This is a genomic window from Streptomyces sp. Je 1-79, from assembly GCF_025195125.1.
Classification (GTDB): Bacteria; Actinomycetota; Actinomycetes; order Streptomycetales; family Streptomycetaceae; genus Streptomyces.
The window spans coordinates 523,213-542,518 of the sequence record NZ_JAMGSL010000005.1 but is presented as its reverse complement, the minus strand read 5'-3'; the positions used below and the strand labels follow the sequence as shown (position 1 = coordinate 542,518).

At 73.0% G+C, this 19,306-nt stretch carries 20 protein-coding genes; 8 read left to right on the top strand and 12 right to left on the bottom strand.

Annotated features, from left to right (window positions below):
- Both M5362_RS12985 and M5362_RS12980 read right to left on the bottom strand, forming a co-directional pair.
- Window positions 1-519: HAMP domain-containing protein (locus M5362_RS12985; RefSeq protein ID WP_260227620.1), on the bottom strand; the 519-nt coding region annotated here is incomplete at its 3' end.
- Between the two features lie 117 nt (window positions 520-636).
- A complete protein-coding gene (locus tag M5362_RS12980) occupies window positions 637-1,014 on the bottom strand; it encodes an ATP-binding protein (protein ID WP_260227619.1) in 378 nt (125 codons plus the stop codon).
- 212 nt (window positions 1,015-1,226) lie between these two features.
- Between M5362_RS12980 and M5362_RS12975 the strand changes: the two genes are divergently transcribed.
- Entirely contained in the window at window positions 1,227-2,135 is a 909-nt protein-coding gene (locus M5362_RS12975) for a SigB/SigF/SigG family RNA polymerase sigma factor (RefSeq protein ID WP_260227618.1), read from the top strand.
- 207 nt (window positions 2,136-2,342) lie between these two features.
- Here M5362_RS12975 and M5362_RS12970 read toward each other — a convergent pair whose 3' ends face one another.
- The 3 genes from M5362_RS12970 to M5362_RS12960 form a co-directional block, all read right to left on the bottom strand.
- On the bottom strand, window positions 2,343-2,792 hold the full coding sequence (locus M5362_RS12970) for an ATP-binding protein (protein ID WP_260227617.1): 450 nt from the start codon (window positions 2,790-2,792) through the stop codon (window positions 2,343-2,345).
- Window positions 2,793-2,814: 22 nt separating this feature from the next.
- Complete coding sequence (locus M5362_RS12965; RefSeq protein WP_260227616.1) at window positions 2,815-3,174, bottom strand: STAS domain-containing protein; 360 nt, start codon at window positions 3,172-3,174, stop codon at window positions 2,815-2,817.
- A 91-nt stretch (window positions 3,175-3,265) separates the two neighbouring features.
- The gene (locus tag M5362_RS12960; RefSeq protein ID WP_260227615.1) at window positions 3,266-3,508 is read right to left on the bottom strand and encodes a DUF5133 domain-containing protein; all 243 of its coding nucleotides are present in this window, start codon (window positions 3,506-3,508) and stop codon (window positions 3,266-3,268) included.
- Window positions 3,509-3,660: 152 nt separating this feature from the next.
- Between M5362_RS12960 and M5362_RS12955 the strand changes: the two genes are divergently transcribed.
- Window positions 3,661-4,698 (top strand): NAD-dependent epimerase/dehydratase family protein, encoded by a 1,038-nt coding sequence (locus tag M5362_RS12955; RefSeq protein WP_260227614.1) that lies wholly within the window; start codon window positions 3,661-3,663, stop codon window positions 4,696-4,698.
- 183 nt (window positions 4,699-4,881) lie between these two features.
- Window positions 4,882-5,340 (top strand): rho GDP-dissociation inhibitor, encoded by a 459-nt coding sequence (locus tag M5362_RS12950; RefSeq protein ID WP_260227613.1) that lies wholly within the window; start codon window positions 4,882-4,884, stop codon window positions 5,338-5,340.
- Between the two features lie 80 nt (window positions 5,341-5,420).
- Here M5362_RS12950 and M5362_RS12945 read toward each other — a convergent pair whose 3' ends face one another.
- Together M5362_RS12945 and M5362_RS33305 are read right to left on the bottom strand one after the other, a co-directional pair.
- A complete protein-coding gene (locus M5362_RS12945) occupies window positions 5,421-6,317 on the bottom strand; it encodes a glutathione S-transferase C-terminal domain-containing protein (RefSeq protein WP_260227612.1) in 897 nt (298 codons plus the stop codon).
- A gap of 273 nt (window positions 6,318-6,590) precedes the next feature.
- Window positions 6,591-6,737: a putative leader peptide gene (locus tag M5362_RS33305; RefSeq protein WP_374214452.1), complete on the bottom strand. Its 147-nt coding sequence runs from the start codon at window positions 6,735-6,737 to the stop codon at window positions 6,591-6,593.
- A gap of 138 nt (window positions 6,738-6,875) precedes the next feature.
- On the opposite strand from M5362_RS33305, the gene M5362_RS12940 reads away from it, so the two are divergent.
- The 4 genes from M5362_RS12940 (at window position 6,876) to M5362_RS12925 (ending at window position 10,808) form a co-directional block, all read left to right on the top strand.
- A complete protein-coding gene (locus tag M5362_RS12940; RefSeq protein ID WP_260227611.1) occupies window positions 6,876-7,334 on the top strand; it encodes an Rrf2 family transcriptional regulator in 459 nt (152 codons plus the stop codon).
- Window positions 7,335-7,490: 156 nt separating this feature from the next.
- Window positions 7,491-8,789: an acyl-CoA dehydrogenase family protein gene (locus M5362_RS12935; protein ID WP_260227610.1), complete on the top strand. Its 1,299-nt coding sequence runs from the start codon at window positions 7,491-7,493 to the stop codon at window positions 8,787-8,789.
- Between the two features lie 120 nt (window positions 8,790-8,909).
- The gene (locus tag M5362_RS12930; protein ID WP_260227609.1) at window positions 8,910-9,782 is read left to right on the top strand and encodes a universal stress protein; all 873 of its coding nucleotides are present in this window, start codon (window positions 8,910-8,912) and stop codon (window positions 9,780-9,782) included.
- 153 nt (window positions 9,783-9,935) lie between these two features.
- Window positions 9,936-10,808 (top strand): CAP domain-containing protein, encoded by an 873-nt coding sequence (locus M5362_RS12925; RefSeq protein WP_260227608.1) that lies wholly within the window; start codon window positions 9,936-9,938, stop codon window positions 10,806-10,808.
- 28 nt (window positions 10,809-10,836) lie between these two features.
- Here the strand turns inward: M5362_RS12925 and M5362_RS12920 are convergent, their stop codons facing one another.
- The 5 genes from M5362_RS12920 to M5362_RS12900 all read right to left on the bottom strand — a co-directional run bounded on the left by M5362_RS12920 (window position 10,837) and on the right by M5362_RS12900 (window position 18,202).
- A complete protein-coding gene (locus M5362_RS12920) occupies window positions 10,837-12,477 on the bottom strand; it encodes a sigma-70 family RNA polymerase sigma factor (protein WP_260227607.1) in 1,641 nt (546 codons plus the stop codon).
- Between the two features lie 114 nt (window positions 12,478-12,591).
- Window positions 12,592-12,882 carry a hypothetical protein gene (locus M5362_RS12915; protein WP_260227606.1) on the bottom strand — a complete coding sequence of 97 codons (291 nt, stop codon included), beginning with the start codon at window positions 12,880-12,882 and terminating at the stop codon, window positions 12,592-12,594.
- Window positions 12,883-12,978: 96 nt separating this feature from the next.
- The gene (locus M5362_RS12910; protein WP_260227605.1) at window positions 12,979-15,198 is read right to left on the bottom strand and encodes an NADP-dependent isocitrate dehydrogenase; all 2,220 of its coding nucleotides are present in this window, start codon (window positions 15,196-15,198) and stop codon (window positions 12,979-12,981) included.
- A 45-nt stretch (window positions 15,199-15,243) separates the two neighbouring features.
- Window positions 15,244-16,287 carry a phosphatase PAP2 family protein gene (locus tag M5362_RS12905; protein WP_260227604.1) on the bottom strand — a complete coding sequence of 348 codons (1,044 nt, stop codon included), beginning with the start codon at window positions 16,285-16,287 and terminating at the stop codon, window positions 15,244-15,246.
- A 91-nt stretch (window positions 16,288-16,378) separates the two neighbouring features.
- Window positions 16,379-18,202, bottom strand: coding sequence for a glycoside hydrolase family 15 protein (locus M5362_RS12900; RefSeq protein WP_260227603.1), 1,824 nt, complete (start codon window positions 18,200-18,202; stop codon window positions 16,379-16,381).
- A gap of 121 nt (window positions 18,203-18,323) precedes the next feature.
- Here M5362_RS12900 and M5362_RS12895 point away from each other — a divergent pair, with 121 nt between their 5' ends.
- Entirely contained in the window at window positions 18,324-19,130 is an 807-nt protein-coding gene (locus M5362_RS12895; RefSeq protein ID WP_260227602.1) for a glycosyltransferase family 2 protein, read from the top strand.
- Window positions 19,131-19,306: the final 176 nt, after the last annotated feature.

Sequence of the window (19,306 nt, the reverse complement as noted above, 5' to 3'; positions counted from 1 at the left end):
GCCCTCCGTACCGACCTCGCGGGCGACCCGGGTGACCTCCTCGGCGAAGGAGGACAGCCGGTCGACCATGGTGTTGATGGTCTCCTTCAGCTCCAGGATCTCGCCGCGCGCGTCGACCCGGATCTTCCGGGTGAGGTCCCCCCGGGCGACGGCGGTGGCGACCTGGGCGATCGACCGGACCTGGGAGGTCAGGTTGTCGGCCATCGTGTTGACGCCGGAGGTCAGTTCGCGCCACACCCCGCTCCCCCGCGGCTCGCGGGCCCGGCCGCCGAGGAGGCCTTGTCCGCCCACCTCGCTGGCGACCCGGGTGACTTCGGAGGTGACCAGGGAGAGCTGGTCGACCATGTCGTTGTAGACGGACGCGATCTCGCCGAGGATGCCGCCGGCGGACCCCGGCAGGCGGACGGAGAGGTCACCGTCGCGGACGGCGGTCAGCCCGGCCAGCAGCTCGCCGAGCCCGTCCTCGCCGAGCCGGTGAGGGGGCGGTTCAGGAGCGGGCGGCTGGGGGGAACTCTCCATCGCGGACCTCGCGCTGCACGGACGGGTACGGGAGGGGCACAGAAGCGGTACGGCGCTGCGGACGGTCCTGGTACGAGTACCGGGCGCCACCCCCGGCGGCGTTCCGCCACTTCCACTCTAGGCACGGGCCGCGGGCTCGGCAGCGCCTGTCACGGCGGCCTCGAACCAGACCGCCTTGCCCCCGCCGCGCGGCACCGAGCCCCACCCCGCGGAGAGCCGTTCGAGCAGGTAGAGCCCGTGCCCCGAACACCGGCTCGGCCGGTGCGGGCCGTGCGGCCGGGGACGTACCGGGCTGGTGTCGCTGACCTGGACCCACAGGCGCCCGTCGGTGCGGTCAAGACGGAGCTCGTACGGGGTTCCACCGTGCTCGTGCGCGTTGGCGACCACCTCCGAGACGAGCAGCAGGATGTCGTCGACGGCGACGTTGCCCGGGACGGCCCGTGGGCCGAACCACTCGCGCAGCGCCTTTCGGGTGAGGTCGCGGCACTCGCCCACGATTCCCGGGCCGTCACCCAGCGTGAAACGCCGGGACCGTTCCGCCGCGCGAGCCGTTACGAGACCCTTCCGTGCGCTAGTCATACGTCTCCGCTTCCCACCCATTCGGTGTCAAACCGCACCAAAGGGGAATGTTTCCCTAGGACGCTCGAACGATGGGCCGCCCGCCAGATCGGCGGCCGAGGCTCGCCCAACCCGTCGAGGGAGCCCTCATGCCCACCCCCCGCAAGCACACCGTCACGACGACCGGCACCCGGGCCGGCGACGCCACGTCCGTGCGCGAGCGCGCGCTGGGCGGCCTGCCGAAGATCGACCGGCCCACGGAGGCGAGCACGGCCGACGCCCAGACTCTCTCCACCGCCCTCTTCACCCGTCTGGGGGAGCTGGAGGAGGGCACGCCCGAGCACGCGTACGTACGGAACACGCTGATCGAGCTGAACCTCAGCCTGGTGAAGTTCGCCGCGCGCCGGTTCCGGAACCGGGCCGAGCCGACGGAGGACATCGTCCAGGTCGGCACGATCGGTCTGATCAAGGCGATCGACCGCTTCGAGGTCGGCCGGGGCGTGGAGTTCTCGGCGTTCGCGCTGCCCACCATCGTCGGGGAGATGAAACGTTTCTTCAGGGACACCAGCTGGTCCGTCCAGGTGCCGCGACGGCTCCAGGAACTGCGGATCGAGCTGGCGAAGGCCATCGACACGATGGAGCAGCGCCTCGGGCGGCGCCCGACCCGGGCCGAGCTCGCGGCCCAGCTGGGGATCGACGAGGAGAGCGTGGCCGAGGGTGAGCAGGCCTCGAACGGCTATGTCGCCCGGTCCCTCGACACACCCACCGGGGACGACGAGTCGGCCGTCACCGCGGGTGGCCGCCGTCTCGGTGAGGAGGAGCGGGCGTTCGAGCTGATCGACGCGCTGGAGTCGCTCAAGCCGCTGATCGCGGGGCTGGACGAGCGCGACCGCCGGATCCTGGCACTGCGGTTCGGCGACGAGCTGACCCAGGCGGAGATCGGCGAGCGGCTCGGGCTGTCGCAGATGCACATCTCCCGGCTGCTCGCCCGGATCCTGGACGAACTCCGGACGGGCCTGCTCGAAGACCGCGCGGACCGGATCGGCGCGGTCGGCTAGGGAGCGACCGCTGACCGCACGGACCGGGCTGACCGCGAGGACCAGGTCCGTCGGCTGACCGCGAGGGCCGGCGCGGCGGCCGGGGAGCGGCCACTGACCGCCCGGGCCGGGATCGCCCTCGTACTGGACGTACTCGGGCGACTGACGACAACGCGGCGAGGTGCCGTGCCAGGCGTCGGGAGCAGGAGGCCATGGTGACGACAGGGCCTAGAGGGCGCCGGGCGCCCGCTGGTCCCCGGGGCGGGTGACCTCCAGCCAGACGACCTTGCCGCGGTCGCGGGGCTCGGAGCCCCAGGCCCCGGCCAGCCGGTCCAGGACCATCAGACCGTGACCGCCGGGCAGCGACGGGGCCCGGGGCTGCCGTCGCCTCGGGAGCTCGGGGTTCGCGTCGGACACCTCGACCCGCAGGCGGTCGCGGCGGTGCCGCAGCACCAGCTCCTCGGGGCCGTCGGCATGCAGACACGCGTTGGTGACCACCTCGGAGACCAGGAGCAGGACGTCCTCCGCACGCTCCCGGCCCTCGTCGTCCTCGGCCGGCATCCAGCCCCAGTCGGTGAGCGCCTCCGCCGTGAAGTCACGGCAGCGCATGACGACGCCCTTGGTCCCGAACAGCACGAGCCGCCGGACCTGACCCTCGTCTCCGGCTTTCCCGCCCACGTCTCCCTCCGCCATCCCGCGCCTAGCCGCCCGCCCGCCGGTCGGTCAGCGCCTCGGCCACGTTCTCGTACACGCGGAACACCGTCCGCGCCCCCGTGATCTCGAACATCCGGGAGACGGGCGGGCGCAGGCCGGCGAGTTCGAGCCGGCCGCCCTCCTCCAATGCGCGCAGACGGGCCCGGAGCAGCACGTTCAGGCCCGTCGAGTCGCAGAAGCTCAGCTTCTCGCAGTCGACGAGGATCCGCACCGCACCGGTCCGCTCCTCCAGCGCGTGCCGCAGCGTGTCCGCGGTGTCGTGGTCGAGCTCCCCCGTCAGGGAGACCACCACGGCGCCCGGCTCCGGTCCGGGCCCGGCCGTCACGGCGAACCGCTCCGACGCCATCGGATCACCCGCCTCTCTCCACGCTCGTACAGGCGCCTACCCCACTCTTGCCCCGGGAAAGCGGCGCTCGCCCAACTGCCGGGGGAAGCCGTCAGGAGCCCGGGAGTCCCTCCAGGGCCTGGCGCGGCGCGGGGCTCGTCCGCCCGACGTACCGCTCGGCGGCATGCACCGCCTCGCGTGCGTTCCGCTTGCCCATCAGCACGCACAACGTGTACGCCGTGTCCTCGAAACGCCTGCGGACCGACAGGTCGCACGGCCGGGCCAGGACCACCCTTTCCTGGGCCCTGTAGTGCCGCAGCAGCCGGTCGACCGTGTTTCTGTCGGGCAGCAACATCATGCTCCTCCTGGCGCGGCCCCCTTCCCTCCGTCGCTCCATATTCGGGTCACCGCGTCACCCGCGCGACCGATACGGACACGATCCGTCACGGCACGGGGCCGGACCGGTCCGGCGTGCGCGTCCGCCGCGGATGGCGGAAGGTCGATTGCATGAAGGAGAGCGAGGGACTGAAGGTCGTCGTCACCGGCGCGACGGGCAATGTCGGCACGAGTCTGATGCGGGCTCTGGAGCGCGAGCCACGGGTCGCCTCCGTCCTCGGGCTGGCCCGCCGCACGCCCGCGCTGACGCTGACGAAGGCGCGATGGGCCGAGGTGGACCTGTCGCTGGAGAGCGACGAGCCACGGCTCGCGCAGTACATCGCGGACGCCGACGCGGTGGTCCACCTCGCCTGGCGGTTCCAGCCGACGCACGACCCGGCCGAGACCTGGCGCTCCAACGTCCTGGGCACCCTGCGGGTCCTCGACGCCGTGGCCGCCGCGCACGTGCCGGTCCTGGTGCACGCCTCGTCCGTCGGCGCCTACTCACCGGGGCCCGAGAGCGGTACGCCCGTCTCCGAGTCCTGGCCGACCCACGGCTGGCCGGGCGCCGCGTACACCCGCGAGAAGGCGTATCTGGAACGCGTCCTGGACACCTTCGAGCGCGACCACCCGCAGACCCGGGTGGTGCGGATGCGGCCCGGTTTCCTCTTCAAGGAGGAGTCGGCGAGCGAACAGCGGCGGATCTTCGCCGGCCGCTTCTTCCCCGGCTGGCTCTTCCGCCCCGACCTGCTGCCCCTGCTCCCCGAACTGGACGGGCTGCGGTTCCAGGTGCTGCACACGGACGACGCGGCCGACGCGTACCGCCGTGCGCTCGTACGCGACGTCCGGGGCCCGTTCAATCTCGCGGCGGACCCCGTGATCGACGTCTCGACGCTCTCGTCCCTGCTGGGCGCGCGGCCCGTGAAGGTGCCGAGCGGCGCGGCACGCGGCCTGCTCTCGGCGGCCTGGCGGCTGCGGGTGGCGCCCGCCTCCCCGGACCTCTTCGACGCGGTCCTGAAGCTGCCGGTGCTGTCCACGGAGCGGGCCCGCCGGGAGCTCGACTGGGAGCCCTCGACGACATCCGTCGAGGCACTGGGTGCCTTCCTGCGGGGTGTACGGGCGGGCAGCGGCGACGCGACGGACCCGCTCGTGGGGCGGCGCGTAGGCTGAGGAACAAGGGCGGGGCACATGCCGCCCGCCCTTCCGCGACGCCCGCCCCGCAACGGCCGCCCCGCGGCGCCTCCGTTCGGCGCGTGGAGCCGTCCGCATACGCGGGGCCGAATCGGGTAGCCGCTGTGGCGTCGCCGTCCGCCCCTCGCTCGCGAGGTCCTGCCCCGAGAAGGCGAGCACACCATGGCCTCCCTCGCCGACACGGCCCCGGCCGTCCCGCCCCGGGAACGCTCCACCGTCCGGCTGCTCGGATTGCAGCTCCAGTTCACCGGGCACGAGGACATCTCCGTGCCGGTCCCGCCCTCGGCGACGACGTCCGCCCCGTTCACGGTCAAGGAAGGCACGGAGTGCCGGGCCGTGATCCGGTTCCAGGTGGACGGCACCTCGGTTACGGGGCTCAAGGTCGTCGACGTGCGGCACAGAGAAGGCGCCGAGCTGGGTGGCCGCGAGGTGGCGCTCGGGGACTTCCGGCACGGCGGCCCCTACGAACTGGCGCTCCCGCCGGAGCGCGTACCGAACGGCCCGCGGGCCCGGGGCCTCTACGAGGTGGAGGCGGCGCTCGTCGACGGCGAGGGCCGTGTCCTCGACCGGAGCGGCTACCGCTTCGAGGTCCGGAGGGACTGGAAACCCCTCGCCGCCTGAGCGGGCCACCGCTCCCCCTGACACGCACGGCCTCGCACTCTCCGATCCGTACAGCCCACTCTCCGATCCGTACGGCCCCCTCAGCCGCGGTACGCGGCCCAGTCCACGATGCCCATGGCCGCGCCGGCGGCCTCCCGGCCCGCGCAGTGGGCGCGGTGGCGTTCCGCGATGCCGTCGAGGTCGAGGTGAGGTCCGAACGCGGGGTGTGCGGCGAGACGTCGGGCGTAGGACCAGAGCGCCGGATGGGCCGCGATCCGGTCCAGGGCCGCGGCGTCGAGGTGCCGGCGGTGGACCGTGTCCACCTGCACCAGCGTCACCCACAGGTGGATGTCGGCGGCGGTGACGGCGTCGCCGAGAATGTACGGCTGCCGCTCCAGCGTGCGCTCCAGTGCACCGAGGGCGGCGAAGAGGACGGTGAGCGGGCCCCGATGGGCGGCCTCGTCGTCGAGTCCCAGCTCCCCCGCGTGCTGCGCGGCCCGGTTGATGCCTCGCTCGCACAGGTCGCCGATCGCGTCGGTCTCCGCGTCGCGCCCCTCCGGCAGCAGGTCGGGGCGGTCCGGGCCGCGGAACCGACGGGCGAGGTCGCGCAGGATGTCGGGCGTGTGCGTGCTCACGATCCGGCCGGTCCAGCCGTCGCTGAGGACGGGCGCGTCCGCCGGCCCCGCGTACTGGTGGGCGCTGGCCTCGTACAGCGGTCGCAGGACCGCGTAGCCGCCGCCGGGGGTGTCGGGGGTGGCGGGGAGGAAGGACAGGGGGACGGTCTCGCGGAGTCCGAGCAGGCCGTGGGTGACGGCGATGCGCAGACAGCCGGGACAGGCGAGCGCCAGATGGAGCCGGTAGCGGTGCGGCACCGCGTAGTGACCGCTGCGGACGTCGCGGCCGATCCTGCCCCGGAAGGCGGGGGTGACGGTGGCCGGGGGGACGGCCGGGCCGAGGCGCGGGGGGAGGTAGGGACCGAGGTGCGGGGTGACGGACATGCTTCTCCCTGGGGGTGCTCGGTGCTGGGTCACGGCGGCGTGCGGCGGCGTCGGCGCGCGCGGGGGCAGCAGAGGTACGGGAAGGAGGAGAGCGAGGAGCCGTGGTGAAAGGGGGCGGACGTGCACGCCCGGCGGGGGCTCTCAGCTCGCGAGTGCCCGCCCGGCGGAGACTCTCGGCTCGCGCCGACCGGCGGGCGAGGGCTCTCAGCTCGCGCAACGGACGGGCAGGCGGGGGCGCCTCCGCTCCCGCGACCGCCCGGCGGACGAGCCCGCTCAGTCGGCGGAGCCGGTACCCCGGCTGCGGTGACGACTCGCCGCGCTGCACACCCGCAGCAGGTCGATGTGACGGCGGGACGTCAGGAACGGTGAGCGCGGCGACCGGACGGCACCGGCCGTGTCCTGTGCTCCCGCGAGGCCCATCGTTCCCTACCTGTTCGCTCGGATTCCTGGTCCCGAGTGTCGGCGCGGTCACGGTCCGCGTCAAGGGCGCGGACCGACAAGGAACACGCGCCCCCACGGGGTACGAATCCGGTCACCAGGGTGCGGAATAATGTGAGCATGCGCATCTCAGCCAGGGCCGACTACGCGGTGCGTGCCGCGCTCCAGCTGGCCGCCACCCAGGACGCGGGGCCGGTGAAGGCCGAGACGATCGCCGACGGCCAGGACATCTCGCACAAGTTCCTGGAGGGGATCCTCGGCGACATGCGCCGGGGCGGTCTGGTGCAGAGCCAGCGCGGCGGCAACGGCGGGTACTGGCTGGCCAGGCCGGCCGACTCGATCTCGGTCGCGGACGTGATCCGCTGCGTGGACGGGCCCCTGGTGTCCGTGCGCGGGGTGCGGCCGCCGGAGCTGTCGTACACGGGTCCCGCCGAGTCGCTGCTGACGCTCTGGATCGCGCTGCGGGCGAATGTGCGCCAGGTGCTCGACGGGGTCTCCCTCGCGGATCTGGCCGCGGGGAAACTGCCGGCCGAGATCTCCGGGCTCGCCGACGCCCCGGACGCCTGGACCAATCCCTGACCGTCCGAGCCGGGTCCCTGACCGTCCGAGCCAGGGTCGCGTCTCGGCCCGCGGGATTGAGCTGTCCATGATGTGAACGCCCCTTGGGGCCCGAGTCACCCCTCTGTCAGTATCCCTACCATTCCAGTGGGAAAGCTAGGAAACTTGAGAGGTGACGTGAGAACGCCGAAGAAGTCAGCGCTGCGCCCCACCTCCCGGCCGGCCGACCGCCGTGGTGACGACGAGATCTGGCCCCGCGTCACCCGGGAGCTGGCGGACGACCTCGCCTTCGACGCACCGGCCAGGGACCGGGCAGGGAAACCCCCGTTCGACGAAGTGGCCCGACTCCAGGAGGCCGGTCTGCCTGCGCTGCTCACCCCGCCGGGGGCGAGCGGGCACGGCGCCGACTGGCGGGCCGCCTGCGCCGTGATCCGGGAGATCTCCGCGGCCGACGGCTCGATAGGCGAACTCCTGGCCCACCATCACGTCCTCGCCTGGACCGCCCGTTTCCTCACCGGGGGGGAGCCGCCCGCATCCAGGACCTCCCCGCACGGCTCCTTCGAGGCCGACACGGCGCGGGAGGGCCGGCTCCTCGCCGGCGGAGTCGAGCCGTCCCGTACGGGGGCGGAGCCAGGACTCACCCTCACCCCGGCCCCCGGCGGACACGTCCTCGACGGGCGCCGCTCCTTCGCCTCCGGGGTGAGCGTCGCCGACCGCCTCGTCGTCGGGGCGCGCTGTACGGAGACCGGGGAACTGCTCGTCGTGGTGGTGGACCCGGCGGATCCCGCGGTGTTCACGGAGGCCGGGGCCGAGCGGGTGGGCCAGCGCCTCGCGGGCGCCGGGACGGTGACGTTCGATCAGCTCCCCGTGGACCCTCGGAACGTCCTCGGCTCCCTCCCCCGCGACGAGCACGACGTCGCCCCGTTCACGACGCTCGCCCCGCTCGCGCTCCGCCTCCTCCTCGTCCACGTCGGGCTCGGCATCGCCGAAGGGGCGCTGGCCGAGGCCCGGGACGTCAGCCGCGCGACCCGGGCCGTCCCACCGCGGACGGGGTCGCGCACCGGCGCGCCCGACGAGCCGTTCGGCGGCGAGGACCCGTATCTCCTGCTGTCCTACGGGGAGTTGGCCACCTCCGCGCACGCCGCGGCGGCGGTCGTCGAACGGGCGACGGACGCCCTGGCCCGCGGCCTGGGTGCCGGGCGGTCGCTGGGGGTCGAGGAGCGCGCCGACATCGCCGTGCTCGTCGCCGCGGCCGAGGCCGTGACGAGCCGGGCGGCGGTCCGGATCACGACCCGGATCCTCGAACTCGTCGACACCACGGAGCCCGCCGAGGCCCCGGGCGGCGGCCCCGGCTTCGACAGGTTCTGGCGCAACGCCCGCGCCCTGACGGCCCGGTCCTCCCCGGCGCACCGCCTGCGTGACATCGGCGACCACTACCTCCACGGAACGCGGCCGGGGCTGAGGCTCCTCGCGTGACGTCCGCTCCGGCATGTCGGGACCTCCGGCCCTCTCCTCGCGCGGGCGTTTGACCCAAGCTGGAGGGGATAGGCGCCGGTCGACGGGCCGGAGTCGCCATCGAGTGAGGGAGACAGCCTGATGAGTCGTGAGATCGTCGCCGGAGTGGACGGTTCGCCCGAGAGTCTCGCCGCGGCCGACTGGGCCGCGCGTGAGGCGCTGCACCGCGGGACCGGCCTGCGTCTGGTCCACGCCTGGCGGTGGGAGCCGCTCGACCTCCCGCTCGCGCAGGATCCGGCGCACCAGCAGCAGATGGCCGGTGACGTGCTCCGCGAGGCCGAGTCGACGATCGCCCGGCGCCGTCCCGGCGTCGAGCTCTCCGGCGAGATCCTGCCCGACTCCCCGGTCGCCGCGCTGCTGAGCACCGAGGAGCGGGCCGAGATGCTCGTCATCGGCTCGCGCGGGTACGGGGCGCTGGCCGGTTTCCTGCTCGGCTCCTACGGCCAGCAGATCATCGCGGGCGCCACCCGTCCGGTGGTGGCGGTCCGCGCCCGCGACGGGGACGAGGCCGAAGCCGAGGGCGGAGAGATCGTGGTCGGCCAGCACGGCGGGCCCGAGGACAGCGCCCCCGCCCTGGGCTTCGCGTTCGCCACGGCGGCGGCGCGCGGAGCGTCCGTCCGGGCGGTACGGGCCTGGAACCTGCCGTCCCTGTACACCTACAGCCCGGGGTCGATGGCGCTGGCCGACGAGGCCGGCGGGCTCGTCCCGTACGAGGAGAAGGCGCTGCGCGAGGCGCTCGCACCGTGGCGTGAGCGGTACCCCGACGTCCCGGTGAAGGAGCACGTGGAGCTCGGCAGCGCCGGGCAGGTCCTGCTCTCCTCCTCGGGCGCCGCACGTCTCCTCGTGGTCGGGCGCCGGGCCCGGCGCGGGGCGATCGGGACACGGATCGGTTCGGTGGCGCACGCCGCGCTGCATCTGGCCCCGTGCCCGGTGGCGGTCGTACCGCACGAGTGATGCGGTGGCGCTACGGGTTGACTCGGCGGGGTGACGCGACAGGTTGACGAGGTGTGTCGGCAGGTCCGGGACCGGAGAGTCTTGTGACCGTCGCCCCGGCGGCTCTCCCCTGCGCCGGACCGTCCGGCCGCCTCGGAGAAGAGAGCGGAGCCCATGCACCACCACGACGAGCACAGCCCCGAGGAGCAGCGGCCCACCGGCGGCCGGCACCGCAGAACGGGGCGTGCGCGCCGTCGCGCCCGCCGGTCACCGTCCTTCCGTACGGCCGTGACCTTCGCGGGCACGGCCACGGCCGTGCTCACGGTCGCCGCCGGGGCGTACGTGGCCTCCCTCGGGAGCCCGTCCGGGGCGGGCACCCGTTCGGAGGAGTCCACCCTCACGAACGTGGCGACCCTCGCCCTGAGGTCCTCGCCCTCCGCCGCACCCGCGTCCCCGCCCGCGCCCGCCTCGCCCCCCGCGGCCGAGGCCGCCGGCCCCCTAGGGGGTACGCCCTCCGCCCCACCGTCCGCGCCCCGGTCCGTGCCCCCGGCAGCCGCCCCGGCTGCGAAGGAGTCCGCTCCGGCCTCGGCGCTCCCCGCCCGGGCACCGGCCGCGGAGAAGGCGGTGGCCCCGGCGCCGCAGTCGGCCGGTGGCGGGAGGGTCGCGGCCTTGGTCGAGCAGGTCGTGGCGCTCGTCAACACGGAGCGGGAGAAGGCCGGTTGCGGCCCGCTGCGTGCCGACGACCGGCTGCACGAATCGGCGCAGGCGCACGCGGACGACATGGCGGAACGCGACTACTACGACCACACCACCCCCGAGGGCCGGGACGCGGGCGACCGGATGACGGCGGCCGGGTACACATGGGCCGGCTGGGCGGAGAACATCCACCGCGGCCCCAAGACCCCCGCGCAGACCATGGCGGACTGGATGGACAGCGACGGGCACCGTCGCAACATCCTCAACTGCTCGTTCAAGGACGTCGGCGTGGGAGTCAACCTGACGTCCAACGGGCCCTGGTGGGTGCAGAACTTCGGCACACGGCGCTGACCGGCCGGTCCGGTCCGGCGGTGCGGGTTCAGGACGCCGGCGTGGCCAGCTTCTGTACCCACACCGTGCCGTCGGGCCCGGGGACGGCGGCGACGCCGGTGTGGCGGTAGCGGCAGTTCAGCATGTTCTCCTGGTGCATCGAGCCGTCCATCCAGCCGTCGAAGACGGCGGCCGGGTCGGCCGTGCCGCGCGCCAGGTTCTCGGCCCACGCGGACCAGGAGTACCCGGCGCCCGAGATCCGCGCGTCGGCGAAGCGGCCCTCGGGGCTGCTGTGCGCGTAGTAGCCGCGCCGCACCATGTCCCGGGCGTAGGCGCGGGCCGCCTGGTCGAGCCGGGGGTCGCTCCTGAGGGGTGCACACCCCGCCTCCGCCCGGCGCTGGTTGACGAGGCGGTTCAGCCGCTCCTCCGGGGTGGCCGTCCGCGTCGGCGTGGGCGTCGGGGACGGCGTGGTCGGGGCCGGTGCGGGGGTGGTGGGGCTCGGCGGGGGCGTGGTCGTCGGTGCCGGGGGCGGCGCCGCGGCGGGGGTGGCGGGCGGCGCGGGCTCGCGCGCCTCCGGCTCGGACGGTACGAGCAGGATGATCCCGCCGAGTACGCCGAGGGCCACGGCTCCGGCGACCCAGGCCCGTCGCAGGGAGCCGCCGGCCGCCCCGCTCGTACCCGGCCCGGACGCGATCGGGGACGGGTCGGGGTTCAGGGGCGCGAGGCCGTCCCGGCCGCCCTCCATCGGCCCGGCGGCGGCCTGGCCCGCCGCCGGATCGGCCGGCGAGGCCGAGGTCGTGCCCGCCGGATCGGCCGGCGAGGCTATGGACGAGGCAGTGTCGGCTCCCGTGCCCGCGTGGGGGTCCGGGGCCGGAGCGTCCGCCGCCCAGGCGGCGGCCTGGGTCTCCGGGCGGGCCCCCGACCAGAACAGGAGCGGGGGAACGAGCGCGAGGCCCACCAGGAGGGCCTCGGCGGGGGCGAGGTCCGTGCGGGTGGGCAGGCACCTGGCGCAGTCCGTCACATGGCGGGCGAGGCGCTTGCGCCAGAGCGGGGAGGGGTGGCCGTCCCAGTCGGCGGTCAGCCGGGCCAGCTCCTCGCAGGACGGCCGTGCGGCCAGGGCGTGGACGACCTCCCGGGCGGTCTCCAGGCGCTCCTTCATCCGCTGGACGCGGACGGCCGCGTGCGCGGGGGTGATCGCCAGGGCATCGGCGAGCTCCGCGCGGCTGAGCTCACCGCCGGACTCCAGCCACCACAGGGCGAGCACCTCACGGTCGCTCTCGTCGAGCCAGCGGGTGGCCTCGGCGACCTCGCGGCGCTGGCCGGAGAGACCGAGCCGCAGGATGGTCAGGTCGACGAAGTCACCGGCGGGGTCGGCGAGCTCGGCCGCGTGGTCGAGGCCGGGGACGGGGCCGCTCTGGCGTTCGCGCCAGCGCCGGCGTATCTGGTTCATCGCGATGGCCACGAGCCAGGACCGGAAGCGTGCGGGGTCACGCAGCCCGGGCAGGCCGTCCAGGGCACGGACCATCGTCTCCTGGACGACGTCGTCGACGTCCGCGTGGCCGTCGAGGGCGCGGCCGACGATGTTGTAGACCAGCGGAAGGTAGGCGCCTATCAGCTGCTCACCGGCGTGCGCGTCTCCGGCCACGGCGGCGCCCACCAGTGCGGCGGTGCCGCGCTCGTCGCTGTGCATGTGCCCTGCTCCTTGTGCCTGGGTCTGACCGTCCCCGTCGTGAGGAGACCCCTGGGAGCGGGCCGCATAACACTTCGTGGCCGAGGTCGCGAGGTTACCGGGCCGCGAGGCCGGCTATGCGGGAGGGTGGGGCATGGACGGCAGGGTCGCCGCGTGCCCCGCCCGTACGGCTTCGACGGCGGCTTCATGGAGATCGCGGCTCTCCGCCTCGGAGGCGCACGGCACCGGACTGCCCGCCATCGTGAACCAGTCGGAGGCACCGCTGTACTGCACGGCTACGCGTGCTTCACCATCTGCCCAGGTGGTGTGCACGGTCAGGTCGCCCGTGACCGCACCGACTTCGTCGGTGAGCACCCCACCGCGCCCGGTGTAGACGCCGGGGGTCGTCCATGATGCCCAGCTCATCCATCCAGGTTCACACCCGAATGCCACATCCGCCACTGACGGGACCGCCCCGGCCGGAGGAATTCCGGCCGGGGCGGTTCAGCTGTCGTTCCGCGATCAGGCGAGGGACGCGACGGCCTCGTTGAAGGTGGCGGACGGACGCATCACGGCCGCGGCCTTGGCCGGGTCGGGCTGGTAGTAGCCACCGATCTCGGCCGGGGAGCCCTGGACCGCGTTGAGCTCGGAGACGATGGTCTCCTCCTGCTCGGTCAGGGTCTTCGCGAGACCGGCGAAGGCCTCCGCGAGCTGCGCGTCGTCGGTCTGCTTGGCCAGCTCCTGGGCCCAGTACAGGGCCAGGTAGAAGTGGCTGCCGCGGTTGTCGATACCACCGACGCGACGGGTCGGCGACTTGTCCTCGTTGAGGAAGGTGCCGGTGGCGCGGTCGAGGGTGTCGGCGAGGACCTGGGCGCGGGCGTTGCCGGTGGTGGTGGCCAGGTGCTCGAAGCTGGCGGCCAGGGCGAAGAACTCGCCCAGGGAGTCCCAGCGGAGGTAGTTCTCCTTGACGAGCTGCTGGACGTGCTTCGGGGCGGAGCCGCCGGCGCCGGTCTCGAAGAGGCCGCCGCCCGCCATCAGCGGGACGACCGAGAGCATCTTGGCGCTGGTGCCCAGCTCCAGGATCGGGAAGAGGTCGGTCAGGTAGTCGCGGAGGACGTTGCCGGTGACCGAGATGGTGTCCTCGCCGCGGCGGATGCGCTCCAGGGAGAACTTCGTGGCCTCGACCGGGGAGAGGATCTTGATGTCCAGGCCCTCGGTGTCGTGCTCGGTCAGGTACTGCTCGACCTTGGCGATCAGGCGGGCGTCGTGGGCGCGGGTCTCGTCCAGCCAGAAGACGGCCGGGGCGCCGGTGGCGCGGGCGCGGGTGACGGCGAGCTTGACCCAGTCCTGGATCGGGAGGTCCTTGGTCTGGCAGGCGCGGAAGATGTCGCCCTCGGCGACCTCCTGCTCCAGGACGACGTCACCGGCGGCGTCGACGAGACGGACGGTGCCGGCCGCGGCGATCTCGAAGGTCTTGTCGTGGGAGCCGTACTCCTCGGCCTTCTGCGCCATCAGGCCGACGTTCGGTACCGAGCCCATGGTCGACGGGTCGAAGGCGCCGTGGGCGCGGCAGTCGTCGATGACGGCCTGGTAGACACCGGAGTAGCTGCTGTCCGGGAGGACGGCGAGGGTGTCGGCCTCCTGGCCGTCCGGGCCCCACATGTGGCCGGAGGTGCGGATCATGGCCGGCATCGAGGCGTCGACGATGACGTCGGACGGCACGTGCAGGTTGGTGATGCCCTTGTCGGAGTCGACCATGGCGAGGGCCGGGCCCTCGGCGAGCTCGGCGTCGAAGGACGCCTTGATCTCGGCGCCGTTCGGGAGGGCGGCCAGGCCGTTGAGGATCCCGCCGAGGCCGTCGTTCGGGGAGAGGCCGGCGGCGGCGAGCGCCGCGCCGTGGGCGGCGAACGTCTTCGGGAAGAAGGCACGGACGACGTGGCCGAAGACGATCGGGTCGGAGACCTTCATCATCGTGGCCTTGAGGTGCACGGAGAAGAGCACGTCGTCGGCCTTGGCGCGGGCGATCTGCTCGCCGAGGAAGGTACGCAGGGCGGCGACGTGCATGACGGAGGCGTCGACGACCTCGCCGGCGAGGACGGGGACCGACTCGCGCAGGACGGTGGTGGTGCCGTCGGCGGCGACGTGCTCGATGCGCAGGGTGCCGGCCTCGGTGACGACGGCGGACTTCTCGGTGGAGCGGAAGTCGTTCTCACCCATGGTCGCGACGTTGGTCTTGGAGTCCGCGGTCCAGGCGCCCATGCGGTGCGGGTGGGTCTTGGCGTAGTTCTTGACCGAGCCGGGCGCGCGGCGGTCGGAGTTGCCCTCGCGCAGGACCGGGTTGACGGCGCTGCCCTTGACCTTGTCGTAGCGGGCGCGGACGTCCTTGTCCTCGTCGGTCTTCGGGTCGTCCGGGTAGTCCGGGAGGGCGTAGCCCTGCGCCTGGAGCTCGGCGATCGCGGCCTTCAGCTGCGGGATGGACGCCGAGATGTTCGGCAGCTTGATGATGTTCGCCTCGGCCGTCTTGGCCAGCGCGCCGAGCTCGGCGAGGGCGTCGTCGATGCGCTGCCCCTCTTCGAGACGCTCGGGGAAGCCGGCGATGATGCGCCCGGCCAGGGAGATGTCACGGGTCTCGACATTGACCCCGGCGGTCGAGGCGTAGGCCTGGATCACGGGCAGGAACGAGTACGTCGCCAGCGCGGGCGCCTCGTCAGTGTGGGTGTAGATGATGGTCGAGTCAGTCACCGGGTGTGCTCCGCTCCACGTCTGCGTCTGCGAGATTGCTCGACATCAAGATATCTCGTGATCGGCCTCGGTGGGAAAGGGCCCTGTCGGCTCGGTGGAAAGGGTGCCCGTGATCTTGTACGGGACGGGGCGGGCGCCCAGGTCGACGTGGCGGATCAGGGCGAGCAGCAGGAGCGTGGCCGCCGCGCCCGCCCCGAGGACGAGCGCCTGTCCGGCCTGGTAGGCGAGGCGGGGGACGGACGGGTCGGCCGGCTCCAGGACGAACATGGAGTCGACGAGCAGGACGAGCCCGATGCCGAGGCCGCTCACGGCGGCGGCGGACAGGGGTGCCACCACGAAGAGGGTCCGCAGCGGGAAGCGGCGTGTGCGCGCGGGGGCGACCTTGCCGCGGCGGGCGAGGACCGCGACGAGCCCGCAGGCCACCGCGAGAACGAGCAGGTCGGCTCCGATCAGGTCGCTCGGCCGGTGCCATCCGGCGGCCAGGCTGTACGCGCTCACGGCCGTCGCCCACAGGGCGCACAGGCCCACGGCGAGGCCGCGCAGCCCGTACGGGACGACGAGGACGAGGCCGGACATCACGCTCATCGCGATCGCGCCGTGCCCGCTCGGGAAGCTGTTGTGGCTCAGCTGCGGCGGCGCCTCGACCAGGTCGGGGCGGGCCAGGAGCGCGTGCTGGAGCACCTCGGCGAGGAAGAGGGAGACGGCGACGGCGCCCAGGGCGGCCACCGTGAGCACGTGCCGGCGTCGCAGCATGCCGATGAGGGTCAGGATCATCAGGGCGATGGCGAGGGAGTAGACGGCGACGTGCTGGAGGGTCCGGTTCGCCTCGTGGGCGGCGGCCAGCGTTCCGTCGGTGAACCGGCCGGCGAGGACGGCGTTCTCCCAGCGCTGGCCCGTCGCGGTCAGGACGAGTCCGGCGTAGACCACGGCCATGAGCAGGACCGCGCCGAGGCAGGCGTGCCGCATGCGCTTGCGTACGCGGGTGCTGAAGGAGTCGGCCGCCTCACCGGCGACGGAGGCGTACCACCAGGTGCCGGTCTCCAGCGGCCGCGGGCTGCCGTCGGGGCGGAGCCTGTCGTAGGGAGCCATGCTCCGATTCCAACCCGGCGTGCTCCCGCCCGCCCGCTGGACGCACCCGAACGAATCGCCGAGCGGGCATGCCGGGGGGATGCCGGCGGGATCATGCCACAGCGGACCGTCCCGTGGGTGAGCGATCGTGGCGGCGCGTTCCGAAGAGGGTGAACGCCGTGTTCACCAGGGCGACGTGGCTGAGCGCCTGGGGCGTGTTCCCCAGCTGGCGTCCCGTGTGCGGATCCCACTCCTCGGCGAGCAGGCCGACGTCGTTGCGGATGTCGAGGACCCGCTCGAAGGCGGTCCGGGCCTCGGCCTGGCGTCCCGTCATCGACAGGGCGTCGGCGTACCAGAACGTGCAGGCCAGGAAGGCTCCCTCGGCGCCGTCCAGACCGTCCACCTCGTGCACCTCGCCGTTGTCCACGTCCGCGTACCTGCGTATGAAACCCCGGTCGTCGAGCCGGCCCATCGCCTCGACCGTGCTCAGAACGCGCGGGTCGGACGCGGGGAGGAATCCGAGCCGGGGGATCAGCAGGGCGGTGGCGTCGATGCGGCCGGCTCCGTAGTACTGCACGAACGACTGCTGCTCGTCGCTCCAGCCGCGCGCGCAGACCTCGTTGCGCAGATCGCGGCGCATGGCCTGCCAGCGCCGGACGGAGGTACGCAGGCCGGCGACGCGGGCGAGGCGCAGGGCGCGGTCGGCGGCGACCCAGGCCATGATCTTGGAGTGGACGAAGTGGCGGCGGGGGCCGCGCACTTCCCAGATGCCCTCGTCCGGCTCCTGCCAGCGCTTCTCGACGTACTCCAGGAGCGAGGCCATCAGGCTCCACACATGCGGGTCGATGGCGACTCCTGCGCGTACGGCCGAGTAGATCGTGCTCAGCACCTCGCCGTAGATGTCCAGTTGGAACTGGTCGACGGCCGCGTTGCCGAACCGGACCGGCCGGGAACCCTCGTAGCCGGGCAGCCAGTCGGCACGTATCTCGGGGAGGTTGCGCTGGCCTCCCACACCGTAGAGCGGCTGGAGATCGGCGGGGTCGCCCGCGACGGCCCGGACGAGCCAGTCCTTCCAGGCGAGGGCCTCGCGGCGGTATCCGCTGCGCAGCAGACAGGAAAGGGTGAAGGTGGAGTCGCGCAGCCAGCAGAACCGATAGTCCCAATTCCGTTGCCCCCCGATGTATTCGGGGAGCGAGGCGGTGGCCGCGGCGATGACGCCGCCGGTCGGTTCGTAGGTGAGGGCCTTGAGGGTGACGAGCGATCGGATGACGGCTTCGCGATGCGGTCCGTCATAGCGGAGATGTGAGGTCCATTCGTCCCAGAAGGCGAGCGTGCGGGTCAATTCACCTTCCACGTCGGGCGCCGGGGGCGCCGCCGCGTGGGAGGGGCTCCAGCCGAGGGCGAAGGACACGCTCTGACCCGCCGTCACCGACACGTCGAGCGTGATGCGTTCGTCGGTGACGGTGATCTCGGCGCCGGGGCCGCAGCGCAGATGGGCCGCGTCCGGGCCGGCCACGATCGCGACCGTACGGCTGTCGACCCGTCGCGACCAGGGCATCACGCTGCCGTGGTTGAAGCGCATCCTCAACTCGCCGTGCAGGTCGACGCGTCCGGCGACGCCTTCGACCAACCTGATGATCTGCGGCGTCCGTTGGCGTGGCGGCATGAAGTCGGTGATGCGCACGGTTCCCGAGACGGATTCCCAGACCGATTCCAGGACCAGGGAATCACCGCGATAACTCCGCCGATTGCAGGGACGATTTCCGACCGGCGCCAGACTCCATTGCCCGTGGGATTCGTCCCCCAGGAGCGCGGCGAAACAGGCGGGCGAGTCGAATCGGGGCGCACACCACCAGTCGACAGCCCCGTCCGTCCCGATAAGGGCAGCCGTCTCCAGATCACCGATGAGGGCGTAGTCCTCAATTCGCCCTGCCATGAACGCATGGTAATCCCGTGGAGACTTCGATGCACTGACGGAGAGGGCGCGGCTTGACGGGGCGGCGTTCGGGGAAGGATGCTGAAAGTCACTCTCGGTTTCCGGAAAGAAGGCCGTACCGATGGGTAACGGGCCACATCCGATGCGCCGGTCGACCGACCACACGCCGGAGGCGGACAACCGCACGGTGAGTCTGGTGATTCCGGTGCGCCCCGGGGACCGCGACACCGCCTGGCTGCTGGAGCAGGTGCCCGCCGACGTCCGCGAGGTCGTCCTGGTCGGGCGCGCGAACGGCGACACGACGACGGAGACCGACCGACACGCCGGCCCGCCCGGCGGTTCCGTGACCGTACGCACGCTCGGGCCGTGGAACAGCGCGGCGGGCGACATCCCGCACGCGGGGCTGCTCGCCGCCACCGGGGAGCACATCGTGCTGATGGGGGCCGACGGCAGCATGTCCCCCAAGGAGATCCCGCACTACCTGCACTACCTGGAGAGCGGGTACGACTTCGTCAAGGGCTCCCGCTTCATCGCAGGCGGCGACTTCGCCGACTACCCGCTCCTGCGCAGGCTCGGACACAGCGCGCTGCTGCGCGTCGCCAGGCAGTTGTACGGTCAACATCTGACCGATCTCTGGTACGGGTTCTGCGCCTTCCGCCGTGGCTTCGTGGACCTCCTCGACCTGCGGGAGGACGGCGTCGAGATGGGCGCCGAACTGGTCACCCACGCCCTGCACTACGGGCTGCGGATCGCCGAGGTGCCGAGCCTCGAACTGCCGCGCCGCGACGGCCCGTCGCACGCCCGCACGGTCCGTGACGGTGCACGCATCCTGGGCGGGCTGCTCGAGGAGCGCCCGCACAACGCCCTGCACCGGATGGCGCCGTCGCCGCGTCCCGTCAAGCGGGCGGAACGGGCCCCTCGCGCTTGACGGCTCAGATATCGGATGCTAAGGCTTGAAGTCAGGCCTTTTGGACACATGACAGGCCCTTGGCAGGGCCGATCGCCGGAAGAAGCTCGCCGTGAACGCACTGCACCTCCGCAGGACACCGGCGGCACCCGCTCCGCATCCGCTGCGACGGGTGACCGACTGGCCCTCCGGCGAGT

Coding starts and splice junctions, on each gene's coding strand:
- M5362_RS12975 (WP_260227618.1), top strand. CDS start 1,227: ATGCCCACCCCCCGCAAGCACACCGTCACGACGACCGGCACCCGGGCC.
- M5362_RS12965 (WP_260227616.1), bottom strand. CDS start 3,174: ATGGCGTCGGAGCGGTTCGCCGTGACGGCCGGGCCCGGACCGGAGCCG.
- M5362_RS12960 (WP_260227615.1), bottom strand. CDS start 3,508: ATGTTGCTGCCCGACAGAAACACGGTCGACCGGCTGCTGCGGCACTAC.
- M5362_RS12955 (WP_260227614.1), top strand. CDS start 3,661: ATGAAGGAGAGCGAGGGACTGAAGGTCGTCGTCACCGGCGCGACGGGC.
- M5362_RS12950 (WP_260227613.1), top strand. CDS start 4,882: ATGGCCTCCCTCGCCGACACGGCCCCGGCCGTCCCGCCCCGGGAACGC.
- M5362_RS12945 (WP_260227612.1), bottom strand. CDS start 6,317: ATGTCCGTCACCCCGCACCTCGGTCCCTACCTCCCCCCGCGCCTCGGC.
- M5362_RS33305 (WP_374214452.1), bottom strand. CDS start 6,737: ATGGGCCTCGCGGGAGCACAGGACACGGCCGGTGCCGTCCGGTCGCCG.
- M5362_RS12940 (WP_260227611.1), top strand. CDS start 6,876: ATGCGCATCTCAGCCAGGGCCGACTACGCGGTGCGTGCCGCGCTCCAG.
- M5362_RS12930 (WP_260227609.1), top strand. CDS start 8,910: ATGAGTCGTGAGATCGTCGCCGGAGTGGACGGTTCGCCCGAGAGTCTC.
- M5362_RS12925 (WP_260227608.1), top strand. CDS start 9,936: ATGCACCACCACGACGAGCACAGCCCCGAGGAGCAGCGGCCCACCGGC.
- M5362_RS12920 (WP_260227607.1), bottom strand. CDS start 12,477: ATGCACAGCGACGAGCGCGGCACCGCCGCACTGGTGGGCGCCGCCGTG.
- M5362_RS12915 (WP_260227606.1), bottom strand. CDS start 12,882: ATGAGCTGGGCATCATGGACGACCCCCGGCGTCTACACCGGGCGCGGT.
- M5362_RS12905 (WP_260227604.1), bottom strand. CDS start 16,287: ATGGCTCCCTACGACAGGCTCCGCCCCGACGGCAGCCCGCGGCCGCTG.
- M5362_RS12900 (WP_260227603.1), bottom strand. CDS start 18,202: ATGGCAGGGCGAATTGAGGACTACGCCCTCATCGGTGATCTGGAGACG.
- M5362_RS12895 (WP_260227602.1), top strand. CDS start 18,324: ATGGGTAACGGGCCACATCCGATGCGCCGGTCGACCGACCACACGCCG.